The sequence below is a fragment of the Pseudoalteromonas simplex genome, from assembly GCF_015278155.1.
GTDB classification, from domain to species: domain Bacteria; phylum Pseudomonadota; class Gammaproteobacteria; order Enterobacterales; family Alteromonadaceae; genus Pseudoalteromonas; species Pseudoalteromonas simplex.
Window position 1 is genome coordinate 263,257 of sequence record NZ_JADILN010000005.1, and the last position, 13,647, is coordinate 276,903.

The following is a 13,647-nucleotide window of genomic DNA, read 5'->3' on the forward strand; positions in this document are numbered from 1 at the left end:
ATGGTGCTTACTTACGCACACCTTCAATGAATAAACCGATATCAACATGCGTAGAAGCAGGGCCTAGATTGTAGTCGATACCATAGTCAGCTAGTTTAAGGCTTGTTTCACCTTCAAAACCAACACGGTATCCACCCCATGGATCTTTACCTTCACCAATTTTATCAATTTCAAAAGTAATGGTTTTAGTCACACCATTTAAGGTGAATTCACCTGTTACATCTGCTTCATCACCGTCTTCATCAAACTTGATTGAGGTGCTTTTGAATGTTGCCGTTGGGTATTTATCAACATTTAAGAAGTCTTTTCCGCGTAAGTGCTTGTCACGCTCAGCATGATTTGAGTCGATGCTTTTAGTATCAATCGTTACATTGATTTTAGATGCATTAGGCGCTTTATCGTCATAACTAAAGTCACCTGAAAAAGTATTAAAACGACCATGTAACCAGCTGTAACCTAAATGCTTAATTTTAAAAGTGACAAATGCGTGCGCACCATCTGTATCAATAACGTAGTCAGCTGCATTTGCGTTTGCTGTTGAGAAAAGTGCAGCACTTAGTGCTGTGCCTAATAGTAATTTTTTCATTTTAATCATCCTTCAATGGTTTGATCATTCTAATTAAGGTTTTATCTTTATCGATAAAATGATGTTTTAGTGCCCCTAAAGCATGTAAAACAACCACAGCTATTAGCCCATACGCGGCATAAAAGTGAATTTTACCTGCAATATCTTCTTGGTTCGCGACCGACTCTGGTAATGCCGGTACAGCAAATAAATTAAATACTTCAATTGCACGACCATCAGCCGTAGAAATTAAATAGCCTGATGTCACAATGACGACTAAAGCTAAATAAATTAGTTTATGGGCTGAGTGTGCAACTCGATTCATTGCTTTTGAACTGCCTGCAACAGGCTCAGGTTGGGTGCCTAACAAGCGCCAACCAAATCGAAACAGCAATAATGCCGCTAAGGTAATACCAACGCTTTTATGCAAGTCCAAAGAGCCTTTGTACCAAGCGTCGTAATAGGTTAGCTCAACCATATATACGCCTAAGCCAAACAAACCAAACACCCCAAGTGCCATTAACCAGTGCACTAAGATGGCCACCCAGCCATAACTTGACTTTGAATTCTTTAACATACTCATTTCCCATGAGAATCGTGAAACTAGGTACAGCTTAGCTTAGGATTTATATAATGAAAATAGCGTAAAACGAACAGCTTCTGTGCGTATATGCACACCTAGGCAAAGGAGAAAGGTGAAAGTAGTAAGGGGAAAGTGGAAAGGAAAAAGACAGAAGGTGCTAGGTGCTAGGTGCTAGGTGCTAGGTGCTAGGTGCTAGGTGCTAGGTGCTAGGTGCTAGCAATATTATGAATACTCGTTGATAAAAGCATCTAATTCTTAACGTAATAAATTTTGAGTTTTACGCACAACCGTTTAATCACTCAACCCAATAAACTCAGCCTATTTCAAAAGAAGTGACGCCAAAAATACGGTTTAATGGCAAGTTCGGACATTCACCGGTGTACATTCTGGCGGTTTCAAATGACACTTGCATGTTGTATTTCTGTGCTAAAGCAACAGCAGCTTGATTGATTTCTGGTGTATCAAGGAAAATAGCGTCAGAGGCACCCACTTTAGATTTTAAAGCGAGGAACAAAGATTCAGCCAATTCTGGTGAGTCGGCAAATAGAGGGCCGACTTTAAAGCCGTTCTGGCACTTGCGAATTACGCCGTATCCTGCCAGTTCCCCATTGTTCATTACGCCCAAAGCGTCGCATTGGGGTTGACTTAACCATGCTTTAGTAAAGTTTGCTCTATTTACCGGGAAAAAAGCCTGTTCGTATGCGTCAATAATTTCGAATGGCACAGTATTAAGATCAACAATGTCAGCATTTTGCGGTAAATTACCACCGCCTACTCCTGCAAAACGGATATTGCGATAAGCCAGATTAAAACCAGATTTTTTGTAGTTCTCTTGCTGCTCCACCACACCATCAAGGCCAATATTCAACCCTTCAAGGCGCTTTAACGCGACATTCCAAATTTGCATTCCGTAGCCTTTGCCTCGGTAATCAGGTTTAACAATGTAAAAGCCGATAAAGCCAAATGCATCGTGATAATTAATGGCAGAAATTGTAGCAATAGGTTCATCATCTAGAAAACCGACAAGAAATCCTTCAGGATCAGCAGCAAAATAACACTCTGCATCATTAAGGCCCGGATTCCAGCCTTCTGCTGCAGCCCAATCAATCATGAGTTCGACTTCCTTCTTGGTCATGGTTTTGATTGTAAAATGTTTACTTTGCATCTGCTTTCCTTATATTTTTCAGTCTACTCTGACAGCTAACTTAAAACTTACTGCTTAAAACCATTAACTTCTAGCTATTCGCTTTCTTCCACCAAACCAACATAAATCTGGCTATTGGCATCTACCTGAAAGCAGCTGATCAGGTTTTCTTTCACCAGCTCTAACATGGCGATAAAGCTTACTACAACACCACTTCTGCCCTCTTCTACCGTAAAAAGAGTGCTAAAAGGCAGCTGTGATTGAGCCTCTGAGAGTTTATCTAAGATTAAGCTCATCCGTTCACGGGTTGATAAAGCCTCTGCGGTAATATGATGGTGTTCAAATGTTTTAGCTCGGGCCATAACGTCGCTTAGCGCAACTAACAAGTCTTTCATGTCAACGTCAGGTAACAGTACCTCACGCTCACTGAATTCTGGCACCAGTGCTTCGGCAACAAAAATATCGCGGCCTTCGCGAGGGATCTCATCAAGATTTTCTGCGGCTTTTTTAAATTGTTCGTATTCTTGTAAACGTCTTACAAGCTCAGCTCGTGGGTCTTCTTCCTCTTCAAGCTCTTCATGTTTTGGTAATAATAATCGTGATTTAATTTGTGCTAATAGCGCCGCCATCACAAGGTATTCACCTGCCAGCTCAAGCTGAAACTCGCTCATCATTTCAACATAACTCACGTATTGCTCAGTAATACTAAAAATAGAGAGCTCTAGCACATCGAGTTTATGTTTTTTGATTAAGTACAGAAGTAAATCGAGAGGACCTTCAAAGGTTTCTAAAATGATCTCTAATGCATCGGGGGGAATATATAAATCTTCAGGTTTATCAACCACCGCTTTACCATGCAAAAAAGCCAGTGGCAGCTTTTGCTGTACTGGCTCTTGTAAATTATCTGGCGCGTCAAGCTCTGGGCTAGTCAATGAAGTCTCTACTCAAATGGTTTAGTATCACCACAACCCACACGTAAGATTTCGATATCATCATCCGACAAGTCAATTACTGTGGTTGCCTGTTCAGGAAGATAACCACCATGAATAATTAAATCAACTTGCTTTTCAATGCGATCGCGAATTTCATCAGGATCTGCCTCGGTATATGGCTCACCCGGTAAAATTAAAGAGCACGACATTAACGGCTCACCTAATTCAGCCAATAAAGCACAGGTGATTGGGTGTTCGATAACACGAATACCAATGGTTTTTTTCTTTTCGTTTAATAAACGCTTTGGTACTTCTTTAGTGCCTTTAAAGATGAACGTATAAGGCCCAGGGGTGTTATTTTTAATCAATCTGAATAACTGATTATCAACGCGAGCATAGGTAGATAGCTCAGATAAGTCGCGGCAGACCAAAGTAAAGTTATGGTGTTTTTCAATGCCACGAATACGTTCGATACGCTCTTTTGCTTGCTTATTACCAATGCTACAGCCAAGTGCGTAACCCGAATCGGTTGGGTATACAATAACACCGCCTTGCTTAATAATATCAACCGCTTGGCTGATTAAGCGTGGTTGCGGATTATCTGGATGAATATGAAAAAACTGACTCATTACACGCTCCTATTGCCCTTCCCATGCATGCCAAACCCCTTGGCAATCTTTTGGTAAGTATAAATTTTTACCTAACTCCAACCAACTTGTCGGAAAATGAAAATCTGACCCTTGCGACGCAAGTAAACCATATTCACGGCAAAGTTCACCTAAAAACTGGCGCTCACTGGGTGCTTGCTGTGGTTGTGCAACTTCCATCGCATCGCCACCGGCATCTTTAAATTCAATAATTAATTTCCGTAGCCACTTATTCGACATTTGATAACGCCCAGGGTGTGCTAGAACGGCAACCCCACCGGCTTGATGAATGGCAGCAATTGCAGTTTGCATATCGCACCAACTACTTGGTACATAACCTGTTTTTCCTCGCCCTAAGTACTTTTTAAATACCCCAGGAAAGTTTTTAGCTACACCACGTTCAATCAGTGCACGGGCAAAATGCGCCCGTGTGATCTGGGCGTTTTCAGCAAATGTCCTTGCTTGGTCATAAATGCCTTCAAAACCATTTTTCGCAAGGCGACGACCTATCTCTAAAGCGCGCTCTTCACGCTTGGCTTGTTGAGATTGTAATAATGACAACAGTGCGTCATTTTCGTCATCAACATTTAAGCCAACAATATGAATTTCAAAGCTTTCCCATTTTGTTGATACTTCAACGCCAGCAATTAATTTAAGCGGTAAATTATCATTTGTAATGACTTGGCGAGCAGGTTTTATCGCACTTAACGTGTCGTGATCGGTAATTGCAAACACATCTATGTTTTTCTCAACCGCGCGGTGTAACAATTGCTCGACTGATAGCTGACCATCTGAGTATGTGGTGTGGCTATGTAAATCGTATTTTATCAAAGGGAAAGACTGCTTTACGTAAGTTCTTGAATCAATGATGTGAGTATAACAAAAATTTACTGCGAGGGCGTGATTATCTTTTTAGGTTAGACATATATACCCACATAAATGGGCAATTGCGATGGGTAAATGCCGAACACGTATTAATATGTAAATTAATGCTTGACAGTATCGGCTCAGGTACGCTTTACTGTATGCACTTTCAGACACGTTAAATAAGCAATAACAATGAACAAAACAATTCAAATCACAATTTGGTGGTGGCACTCGTAACTAGCGGGTGACGAATTGTTGTGTCTAACGATTTCAAAACCCGCTCAAGTAGCGGGTTTTTTTATATCTAAATTTTAAGGTTTTATAATGAATTACATAGCAACTCTTACACATCATTGGTGGTGGCGCCTGGCTTAGCGGGACGGTAAGGGTCTATCTAATTTATAGGCATCTTTATACGAACCCCGCCAAGCATCGCTTCGCGGGGTTTTGTTTTTTAAAGAGTTTTTGGGAATGAGGGAGAATGAGGTTTGATTTTTAGTCATATAACAACGACACCGGGTGAAGTAACCAGTATCACTCAAGTGCGCGACTACATCAGTAGCCCACTTGCGTTATACAGTTTACTCGATAAGCCTAATTCACTGCTGTTAGAGTCTGCTGAAATTGATTCTAAAGACAGTGTAAAAAGTCTAATTTTGGTTGACTCAGCGCTACGTATTGTTTGCCAAGGCAAACAGGTCACACTCACTGCACAGTCAAATAATGGCAAGCAATTACTGCCTTATTTACAAGCTCATGTGCAAAACTGCTCTGCAGAGCTTGTAGAAGATACATTAACGTTAACCTACAACGAGGTCGCAAGCGATATTGATGAAGCCAGTAAATTAGTAGCAGATAATGCATTTAGTGCGCTACGTAGCTGCATTAACAGTATTAAAAGCACCACAGACAACCCATTCTCTGTGTTCTTAGGCGGTGTGTTTGCCTACGACATGGTTGCTAATTTCGAAACCCTTTCTGATGTGCCTGACGGCGAAAACAGCTGCCCTGATTATGTTTTCTACCTCGCCGAAACGTTAGTTGTCATCGACCATCAAGCAAAAACAACCGAGCTAATTGGCAATGTATTTAACGGCCCTGAAGTTCATGCTAATTGCTTTGAGGTTGGTCAACAGTTAGAGCGTTTAAATGCCGTATGTGACAATGCACAAAGCTACCAAGGGCAAAAGCAAACAGGCTCAAACCCAATTTCTGTTGATGTTAGCGACGAGCAATACTGCGAACATGTCATCAAGTTAAAAAATAACATCGTTGATGGCGATATATTCCAAGTTGTGCCATCACGTACTTTTTCTCTCGCCTGCCCTGACTCACTTCATGCTTACAGCCAATTAAAACTACAAAACCCAAGCCCATATATGTTTTACATGCGCGATGAAGAGTTCGTGTTATTCGGCGCATCACCCGAGTCAGCCCTCAAATATTGCGCAGAGAGTAAACAAGTTGAGGTATACCCTATTGCCGGCACTCGCCCTCGTGGCAAGTTTGCTAATGGGCAAATTAATCCAGACCTAGACAGCCGCATTGAGCTTGAACTTCGCAACGACCAAAAAGAACGTGCCGAGCACCTTATGTTAGTTGATTTAGCAAGAAATGATGTAGCCCGTATTAGCGTACCAGGCACACGTCACGCTAAAGAGTTATTAAAAGTAGACCGCTACTCACAAGTGATGCATTTAGTTTCACGCGTGGTGGGTACTTTAAAACCTGAACTCGATGCGCTACATGCTTACCAAGCTTGTATGAACATGGGCACCTTAGTGGGTGCACCTAAAGTACGCGCTGCTGAGTTAGTTCGTCAAACCGAACAAAAACGCCGCGGCAGCTATGGAGGTGCAGTGGGTTATTTAACGGGCGATGGCGCCATGGATAGCTGCATTGTTATTCGCTCTGCCTTTGTTAAAAACGGCACGGCCTACGTGCAAGCAGGTGCAGGTGTGGTGTTTGATTCAGATCCACAATCAGAGGCCAATGAAACCCGCGCAAAAGCACAAGCTGTGATCACTGCGATTCAATCGACTTACGAGGCACAATAATGACGACAACATCAGCCTATAAAATCTACTTTTTAGATAACTTTGATTCATTTAGTTATAACTTAGTCGATGAACTTTCTATGTTAGGGTGCCAGTTAGTGGTATACCGTAATAACATCAGTGCACAAAGCATCTTTGACAAAATGAGCCAAGAGACAGTGCCTGTATTATTAGTACTTTCACCTGGCCCTGGCGCACCATCTGATGCGGGTTGTTTAATGGAGCTCATTGAACTGTGTAAAGGTCGCTTCCCTATGCTGGGTATCTGTTTAGGGCAGCAAGCACTAACACAAAGCTACGGTGGGGTTATTGGTCATGCAGGCGAAACTGTGCACGGCAAGTCATCAATTATTTCGTTGACTGAGCACCCAGTATTCGCGGGTATGGGCGATAAAATGCCGGTTGCTCGTTATCATTCATTAATGGCAACCAAAGTCCCTGATGACGTTGAAGTAATTGCTTGTTATGAAAATATTCCGATGGCAATTTACCATCAACAAGATAATGCCCTTGGCTATCAGTTTCATCCTGAATCAATTTTAACGCCAAATGGCGCATTGCTATTACAACAAAGCATTGAATTTTTAACCGCACGCGTGCAGTAGAGGAATAACATGGAAGCAACAACTCAAACCCAGTTAAACCAATTATTAGCAAAGCAAGATTTATCATTTTCGCAAGCAACTCAATTGTTTGGCGCCATCATGAATGGCCAGCTTAATGATATTGAATTAACGGCTGCACTTATCGCCCTAAAACTAAAAGGCGAAACAAGTGATGAAATTGCCGGTGCTGCGGCATCAATGCGCGCCAATGCAGTGCCATTTCAAACCAGCAAAACCTTACTTGCTGATAGCTGTGGTACCGGTGGCGATGGCTCAAACACAATTAATATTAGTACCACGGCTGCTATTGTTGCTGCCGCTGCGGGCATCAACATGGTCAAACATGGTAATCGCAGTGTGTCGAGTAACTCGGGCTCTGCAGATTTACTCAAAGCCTTGGGTATCAATATCGATATGAGCCCTGAGCAAGCTGCCCATTGTTTAGACAATACCGGCTTTACATTTTTATTTGCACCGCATTATCACAGTGGTGTACGCCATGCGATGGGCGTGCGTACGGCCCTTAAAAGCCGCACAATTTTTAATATTTTAGGGCCACTGGCCAACCCTGCTGCCCCTGAGGTGCAATTGCTTGGTGTTTATGACCCTTCGCTGTGTTTACCAATGGCCGAAACCCTAAAAACCCTTGGCACAAAACGCGCTATGGTGGTTCACGGTGCAGGCACTGATGAAATTGCCTTACACGGAACAACCAAAGTGGTTGAACTTAATAACGGTGAACTGAGTGAATACACGCTAACAGCGAGCGATTTTGGTCTTGCAAACTATTCACTTGAACAACTAGCAGGCCAAGGCCCAGAATATAACGCAAAAGCAAGCTTAGCGATTTTACAAGGTCAAGGTGAAATGGCGCATAACGCAGCCATTATAGCCAACGTTGCCGCTCTTCTTTATTTAACCGATAAAGCAGGTGATTTAAAAGCAGCCGCAGATCAAGTAAGCAATTTATTAGCATCAGGCAAAGCGATGGACACATTGAACGCAATTATTGAGGTAAGTCATGGCTAACGTGTTAGACAAAATTGTTGCCGACAAACGTATTGAATTAGAACAAAGAAAAGCACAGCGCCCGCTTGAGTCATTCATTAGCGAGGTTGTGCCAACCAAGCGAGACTTTGAAGGCGCATTAGCAGCAACCGGTACACAGTTTATTTTAGAATGTAAAAAGGCCTCACCGTCAAAAGGACTTATTCGCGAACCATTTAATTTAGACGAAATTACATCGGTTTATAAAAAGTACGCAACCTGTATGAGCGTACTAACGGATGAAAAATATTTCCAAGGTAGCTATCAGTACCTTGAGTATGTGCGCAGCCAAGTTGAACAGCCGCTTATTTGTAAAGACTTCTTTATTGATGAGTACCAAGTATATTTAGCACGCTTATCTGGTGGTGATGCCATTTTATTAATGCTCTCTGTCCTTGATGACGAGCAATATTTAGCGCTTCACAAGGTGGCTGACTCTTTAAACATGTCAGTACTCACTGAAGTCAGTAATGAGCAAGAAGTAAGCCGTGCTCTTGCACTTAATGCCAGCCTAATTGGTATTAATAACCGCGACCTTCGTGATTTAAGTACTGATCTTGCAACAACTGAGCGTTTACGTCAGCTTATCCCAAATGACAAAGTGGTAATTTCAGAGTCAGGCATTTATACCCATAAAGATGTAAAACGCCTTGCACCATTGTGCGATGGCTTTTTAATTGGCAGCTCATTAATGGCTGAGCGCGACTTAGAAGCCGCATGCCGTAAAGTCATTTTAGGTGAGAACAAAGTGTGCGGTTTAACCCGTTCACAAGATGCGATAGCAGCCTACGCCAGTGGTGCTGTGTATGGTGGCTTAATTTTTTATCCTAAGTCACCGCGTTATGTCGATATCGACTGTGCCAAGCAAGTTACGCAAAGTGCCCCGCTCGCGTATGTGGGTGTGTTTGTCAATGCACCTCTAGAACAAGTGGTCGATTATGCACAAAGCTTAAAATTAGCTGCAGTGCAATTACATGGTGACGAGAATAGCGAGTATATTCAAAGTCTCAGAAAGCAATTACCGCTTGGCTGTGAAATTTGGAAAGCCCAAGCCGTTAAAGGCGAATTACCCAAACCGCTTGAAGGGGTTGACCGCCATTTGTACGACACTTACAGCAAAAGCCAAAAAGGCGGCACAGGCGAAGCATTTGATTGGTCTGTGCTTGAGACGGCAACCGTGCCGTTTATGTTAGCCGGGGGTTTAAACCCAGAAAATATTCACGCAGCGCTTTATCGCGGTGCTAATGGTCTTGACCTAAATTCTGGCGTTGAAGCGTCAGCGGGTAAAAAGTGCCAAACAAAATTACAAAATGCGTTTTCGCATATCAGAAATTATTGAGGTTAGAATGCAAAATCCAGCTTATTTCGGTGAATTCGGTGGTATGTTTGTACCACAGCTGCTTGTGCCAGCACTCAAGCAACTAGAAGCAGAGTTTAATAAATCGCAAAACGATCCAGCTTTTCAGGCTGAGTTTGAAAAACTATTAAATGAATACGCAGGCCGCCCTACGCCATTAACACTGACACGTAACTTAGTTAAAAACCCTAAGGTAAAACTGTATTTAAAGCGTGAAGATTTACTGCACGGCGGTGCACACAAAACCAATCAAGTACTTGGTCAAGCACTCCTTACCAAACGCATGGGTAAAAAAGAAGTGATTGCAGAAACAGGTGCCGGCCAACACGGTGTTGCAACAGCCCTAGCCTGTGCCTTACTTGGCTTAAAGTGCCGTATTTACATGGGTGCAAAAGACGTTGAACGTCAACAACCAAATGTATTTCGTATGAAATTAATGGGCGCAGAGGTTATTCCTGTCACAGCGGGCTCTGGCACCTTAAAAGATGCCGTAAACGAAGCCCTGCGTGACTGGTCAGCAAATTACAAAGATGCTCACTATCTACTAGGCACTGCAGCAGGCCCTCACCCATTCCCAACCATGGTGCGAGAGTTCCAAAAAATGATTGGTGAAGAAGCAAAACAACAAGTACTGAAAGCTGAAGGCCGCTTACCGGATGCTGTGCTTGCTTGCGTGGGTGGTGGCTCTAACGCCATTGGTATGTTCACAGACTTTATTGATGAGCCAAGCGTAAAATTAATTGGTGTAGAGCCTGCTGGTAAAGGCTTAGATACCCACCAGCATGGTGCAACCTTATGTAAAGGCACAAAAGGCATTTTACACGGTACCTATACCTATATTATGCAAGATGATGATGGTCAAATTGAAGAGTCTTACTCTGTATCAGCAGGTCTTGATTACCCAGCTGTTGGTCCACAGCATGCGCACTTACATGAAACTGGCCGTGCAGAGTACGTAGGTATTACCGATACTGAAGCGCTTGAAGCATTCCAACTACTGGCTAAAAACGAAGGGATTATTCCAGCGCTTGAATCAAGCCATGCTCTCGCATATGCCCTTAAATATGCCGAGCAACAAACCAAAGACACCATTTTAGTGGTTAACCTAAGCGGTCGAGGCGATAAAGATTTAGCTCACGTACACAGTGTTTTATCAGAAGGAGGCGCACTATGAGCCAGACTAACCGTTACGGACAACTGTTCGCCACATTAAATGAAACAAACCAAGGTGCTTTTGTACCCTTTGTTACGATTGGCGATCCTAATAAAGCACTGAGCGTAGAAATCATCAAAAGCTTAATTGATGGCGGCGCTGATGCCCTTGAGCTAGGTATTCCATTTTCAGATCCGATTGCAGATGGCCCAGTGATCCAAGCTGCCAACATTCGTGCTCTTGATGAAAACATTAATACCCAAGATTGCTTTGATATTATTAAACAAGTGCGCCAGTACAATGCCGATATTCCAATTGGCCTGTTATTGTATTCAAACTTAGTGTTTAAACGTGGCATTGAGAAGTTCTATCAAGATGCTAAAGAAGCCGGTGTCGATTCAATTTTAGTGGCTGACGTGCCGCTACATGAGTCAAAGCTATTTCGCCAAACAGCGATGAAAAATGGTATTGACCCAATTTTTATTGCTACACCGAATGCTGATGATGACACGTTACGAGAGTGTGCGTCATATGGCCGCGGTTACACATACCTTCTTTCACGCGCAGGTGTGACAGGCACAGAAACCAAGGCACAAATGCCAGCAGATTCATTAGTTAAAAAACTAAAAGATTACCATGCTGCACCGGCATTATTAGGCTTTGGTGTATCAACACCGGAAGATGTTAAATCAGCACTTGAGTCAGGGGCCGCTGGTGCGATTTCAGGCTCTGCGGTTGTTAAAATTATCGAGGCAAACCTTGATGATCAAGCAGCAATGCTAACTGGTTTAAAAGAGTTTGTAGCTAGTATGAAAGCAGCTACAAAGTAAGTTTGTTTTTATTACTAAAAAAGGGCCATGTAGGCCCTTTTTTGTGCTTAACAATTTATGATTAATGATGGCGATGCTCGCCCTCTTTAATTTCTTCTATGAATTTTCGATTAAAAGCCTCTAAGTCGGCTGGGCTTCGGCTTGTAACTATGCCCTCATCAACACACACCTCTTGATCAACCCAATTAGCTCCTGCATTGATTAAATCAGTTTTAATACTTGGGTATGAGGTTACTTTGCGATCACGTAGTTTATTAATTTCGGCTAATAACCATGGGCCGTGGCAAATCGCGGCGATGGGCTTGTTTTTACCGGCACTGAAAAAACCATCAACAAAGGCTTTTGCTTCGCTATCTTGACGTAACGTATCTGGGTTGAATAAGCCACCAGGCAGAAGTAACGCGTCATACTCTGCAGAGTCTGCTTCGCTGACTACACGGTCAACACTGACTCGCTCACCCCATTGGTTTTCATCCCATGCGGTGATATCGCCACGCTCAAGTGACACAACTTCGACAAGTGCACCCGCTTCTAATAATGCGCTTCGTGGTGACAATAGCTCGCTTTGCTCAAAACCATTGGTTGCAAGAATAGCAACCTTTTTACCATTCAGTTGGCTATTTAAATTTGACATGTTATCTCCTTATTTAGGTAAACCCAAATGATTAACAGCATACAACATGCCAAACTTAATAGATTGAAAATATTGAATAAATTTTCAGGTGTTCTATTTATGCTCTGTAAATACTACAACAGCTTTGCAAATCCTGCTTATAAACCGTCTTTGAGTGCTTTAGCAGGTTTAAAAACTGGCTTGTTAGCGCCTTCTATTTCAATTTCTTCACCGGTTTGTGGGTTGCGCCCTTTACGTGCAGGGTAATAACTTAGGGTAAACGTCCCAAAGCCATTAATTTGCACTTGGTCACCCTCAGAAAGAGACTTTTCAATAGCATTTAACATGCTCGTTAAGGCAGCTTGTGTGTCTTTTTTTGTTAATTCACTGTGGGCAGCCATTTGCGATACTAACGCGGCTTTATTCATAAAAAGTGCTCCAAAAAACGCCGCTTAATCATCTGAGGTTAAGCGGAAAAAGATAAGGTAAAACAACCTAAACGCAGGTTTAGGCCAGATTGGCTCGGGAGGCTAAGCTTTCAGGGCTGCTAAGTCAACCTTGTATCTTGCACGATAACTTGATACAACCCAGTATCTTTTTAAATTAGAGCATTTATAAATTTATGCATGCGATTATTGAATACATCCCGCTGATCCTGTTTTTTGCGGTTTTCAAGTTAGTTGATATTTATTGGGCAACAGCCTTGCTGATGCTAACCACCTTAATTCAAGTTGCTTACTGTTATTTTAAAGATGGTAAAGTGCCAACCCGTCACTGGGTGTTTTTTGCCATTGCAGTTGTGCTGGGTACGCTCACCTTAGTGTTCCACGATGAGCAGTTTGTGAAATGGAAAGCCACCATTGTGTATGCCATTTTCAGTGTTACTTTGTTAGTAAGCCGCTATATTCTTGGCAAAAACCTAGTGAAAAAAGCACTTAGCTCGATTTTAGAAAATGCCTCTGAGAGTAAACAAGAAATCAACGTACCTGAAGCGCTCTGGAATAAGCTTAACCTATTTTGGGTTGCGGTGACTGCAGGTATCTCGGCGCTGAATATCTACATTGCCTATAACTTCTCGCTCGATTTTTGGGTTAACTTTAAAGTGTTTGGCTTAATGGGCATTACCTTTGTTTGCGTGTTAGCAACGATCATCACCCTATTCAAATACTTACCAGAAGATGACGAAGAGAAAGATCCAAAGCAATCTTAATGTCATAAATCTGTCGTCTTAGCTTGTTAGCGTAAGC

Annotated in this window: 15 protein-coding genes; 7 read left to right on the top strand and 8 right to left on the bottom strand. The window is 42.4% G+C overall.

Annotated elements, in window-relative coordinates:
• Nucleotides 1–7: 7 nt before the first annotated feature.
• From IRQ78_RS12740 to rnm, 6 genes are all read right to left on the bottom strand, one after another.
• Complete coding sequence (locus IRQ78_RS12740) at nucleotides 8–586, bottom strand: YceI family protein (protein WP_054552925.1); 579 nt, start codon at nucleotides 584–586, stop codon at nucleotides 8–10.
• A gap of 1 nt (nucleotide 587) precedes the next feature.
• Nucleotides 588–1,142 (bottom strand): cytochrome b, encoded by a 555-nt coding sequence (locus IRQ78_RS12745; RefSeq protein ID WP_138602332.1) that lies wholly within the window; start codon nucleotides 1,140–1,142, stop codon nucleotides 588–590.
• Between the two features lie 319 nt (nucleotides 1,143–1,461).
• Complete coding sequence (locus IRQ78_RS12750) at nucleotides 1,462–2,313, bottom strand: GNAT family N-acetyltransferase (RefSeq protein WP_138619904.1); 852 nt, start codon at nucleotides 2,311–2,313, stop codon at nucleotides 1,462–1,464.
• A gap of 74 nt (nucleotides 2,314–2,387) precedes the next feature.
• Complete coding sequence (locus IRQ78_RS12755) at nucleotides 2,388–3,224, bottom strand: segregation and condensation protein A (RefSeq protein WP_054552922.1); 837 nt, start codon at nucleotides 3,222–3,224, stop codon at nucleotides 2,388–2,390.
• Nucleotides 3,225–3,232: 8 nt separating this feature from the next.
• Nucleotides 3,233–3,853, bottom strand: a complete 621-nt coding sequence (locus IRQ78_RS12760) for an L-threonylcarbamoyladenylate synthase (RefSeq protein WP_194442420.1) — start codon at nucleotides 3,851–3,853, stop codon at nucleotides 3,233–3,235.
• 9 nt (nucleotides 3,854–3,862) lie between these two features.
• Nucleotides 3,863–4,702 carry an RNase RNM gene (gene rnm, locus IRQ78_RS12765; protein WP_194442421.1) on the bottom strand — a complete coding sequence of 280 codons (840 nt, stop codon included), beginning with the start codon at nucleotides 4,700–4,702 and terminating at the stop codon, nucleotides 3,863–3,865.
• 524 nt (nucleotides 4,703–5,226) lie between these two features.
• On the opposite strand from rnm, the gene IRQ78_RS12770 reads away from it, so the two are divergent.
• From IRQ78_RS12770 to trpA, 6 genes are read left to right on the top strand one after another with little or no spacing between them, the layout of a single operon-like run.
• Nucleotides 5,227–6,795 carry an anthranilate synthase component 1 gene (locus IRQ78_RS12770; protein ID WP_194442422.1) on the top strand — a complete coding sequence of 523 codons (1,569 nt, stop codon included), beginning with the start codon at nucleotides 5,227–5,229 and terminating at the stop codon, nucleotides 6,793–6,795.
• Nucleotides 6,795–7,400 carry an aminodeoxychorismate/anthranilate synthase component II gene (locus IRQ78_RS12775; protein WP_194442423.1) on the top strand — a complete coding sequence of 202 codons (606 nt, stop codon included), beginning with the start codon at nucleotides 6,795–6,797 and terminating at the stop codon, nucleotides 7,398–7,400. Before IRQ78_RS12770 ends, IRQ78_RS12775 begins: the two co-directional genes overlap by 1 nt.
• 9 nt (nucleotides 7,401–7,409) lie before the next feature.
• Nucleotides 7,410–8,429, top strand: coding sequence for an anthranilate phosphoribosyltransferase (gene trpD, locus IRQ78_RS12780; RefSeq protein ID WP_194442424.1), 1,020 nt, complete (start codon nucleotides 7,410–7,412; stop codon nucleotides 8,427–8,429).
• Complete coding sequence (gene trpCF, locus IRQ78_RS12785; protein WP_138602344.1) at nucleotides 8,422–9,786, top strand: bifunctional indole-3-glycerol-phosphate synthase TrpC/phosphoribosylanthranilate isomerase TrpF; 1,365 nt, start codon at nucleotides 8,422–8,424, stop codon at nucleotides 9,784–9,786. The genes trpD and trpCF overlap by 8 nt, the downstream gene beginning before the upstream one ends.
• A 7-nt stretch (nucleotides 9,787–9,793) precedes the next feature.
• Nucleotides 9,794–10,978 (top strand): tryptophan synthase subunit beta, encoded by a 1,185-nt coding sequence (trpB, locus tag IRQ78_RS12790; protein WP_194442425.1) that lies wholly within the window; start codon nucleotides 9,794–9,796, stop codon nucleotides 10,976–10,978.
• On the top strand, nucleotides 10,975–11,787 hold the full coding sequence (gene trpA, locus IRQ78_RS12795; RefSeq protein WP_055021153.1) for a tryptophan synthase subunit alpha: 813 nt from the start codon (nucleotides 10,975–10,977) through the stop codon (nucleotides 11,785–11,787). Before trpB ends, trpA begins: the two co-directional genes overlap by 4 nt.
• Before the next feature lie 61 nt (nucleotides 11,788–11,848).
• Here trpA and IRQ78_RS12800 read toward each other — a convergent pair whose 3' ends face one another.
• Together IRQ78_RS12800 and IRQ78_RS12805 are read right to left on the bottom strand one after the other, a co-directional pair.
• Nucleotides 11,849–12,421: a type 1 glutamine amidotransferase domain-containing protein gene (locus tag IRQ78_RS12800; RefSeq protein ID WP_194442426.1), complete on the bottom strand. Its 573-nt coding sequence runs from the start codon at nucleotides 12,419–12,421 to the stop codon at nucleotides 11,849–11,851.
• A gap of 137 nt (nucleotides 12,422–12,558) precedes the next feature.
• Nucleotides 12,559–12,828, bottom strand: a complete 270-nt coding sequence (locus tag IRQ78_RS12805) for an HU family DNA-binding protein (protein ID WP_194442427.1) — start codon at nucleotides 12,826–12,828, stop codon at nucleotides 12,559–12,561.
• A 194-nt stretch (nucleotides 12,829–13,022) separates the two neighbouring features.
• On the opposite strand from IRQ78_RS12805, the gene IRQ78_RS12810 reads away from it, so the two are divergent.
• The gene (locus tag IRQ78_RS12810) at nucleotides 13,023–13,610 is read left to right on the top strand and encodes an inner membrane-spanning protein YciB (protein ID WP_054552912.1); all 588 of its coding nucleotides are present in this window, start codon (nucleotides 13,023–13,025) and stop codon (nucleotides 13,608–13,610) included.
• Nucleotides 13,611–13,647: the final 37 nt, after the last annotated feature.

What these genes read in the sequence shown, in the direction of transcription:
- IRQ78_RS12740 (WP_054552925.1), bottom strand. Translation starts at nt 586, where the DNA reads ATGAAAAAATTACTATTAGGCACAGCACTAAGTGCTGCACTTTTCTCA.
- IRQ78_RS12745 (WP_138602332.1), bottom strand. Translation starts at nt 1,142, where the DNA reads ATGTTAAAGAATTCAAAGTCAAGTTATGGCTGGGTGGCCATCTTAGTG.
- IRQ78_RS12750 (WP_138619904.1), bottom strand. Translation starts at nt 2,313, where the DNA reads ATGCAAAGTAAACATTTTACAATCAAAACCATGACCAAGAAGGAAGTC.
- IRQ78_RS12760 (WP_194442420.1), bottom strand. Translation starts at nt 3,853, where the DNA reads ATGAGTCAGTTTTTTCATATTCATCCAGATAATCCGCAACCACGCTTA.
- IRQ78_RS12775 (WP_194442423.1), top strand. Translation starts at nt 6,795, where the DNA reads ATGACGACAACATCAGCCTATAAAATCTACTTTTTAGATAACTTTGAT.
- trpD (WP_194442424.1), top strand. Translation starts at nt 7,410, where the DNA reads ATGGAAGCAACAACTCAAACCCAGTTAAACCAATTATTAGCAAAGCAA.
- trpCF (WP_138602344.1), top strand. Translation starts at nt 8,422, where the DNA reads ATGGCTAACGTGTTAGACAAAATTGTTGCCGACAAACGTATTGAATTA.
- trpB (WP_194442425.1), top strand. Translation starts at nt 9,794, where the DNA reads ATGCAAAATCCAGCTTATTTCGGTGAATTCGGTGGTATGTTTGTACCA.
- trpA (WP_055021153.1), top strand. Translation starts at nt 10,975, where the DNA reads ATGAGCCAGACTAACCGTTACGGACAACTGTTCGCCACATTAAATGAA.
- IRQ78_RS12800 (WP_194442426.1), bottom strand. Translation starts at nt 12,421, where the DNA reads ATGTCAAATTTAAATAGCCAACTGAATGGTAAAAAGGTTGCTATTCTT.
- IRQ78_RS12805 (WP_194442427.1), bottom strand. Translation starts at nt 12,828, where the DNA reads ATGAATAAAGCCGCGTTAGTATCGCAAATGGCTGCCCACAGTGAATTA.
- IRQ78_RS12810 (WP_054552912.1), top strand. Translation starts at nt 13,023, where the DNA reads ATGCATGCGATTATTGAATACATCCCGCTGATCCTGTTTTTTGCGGTT.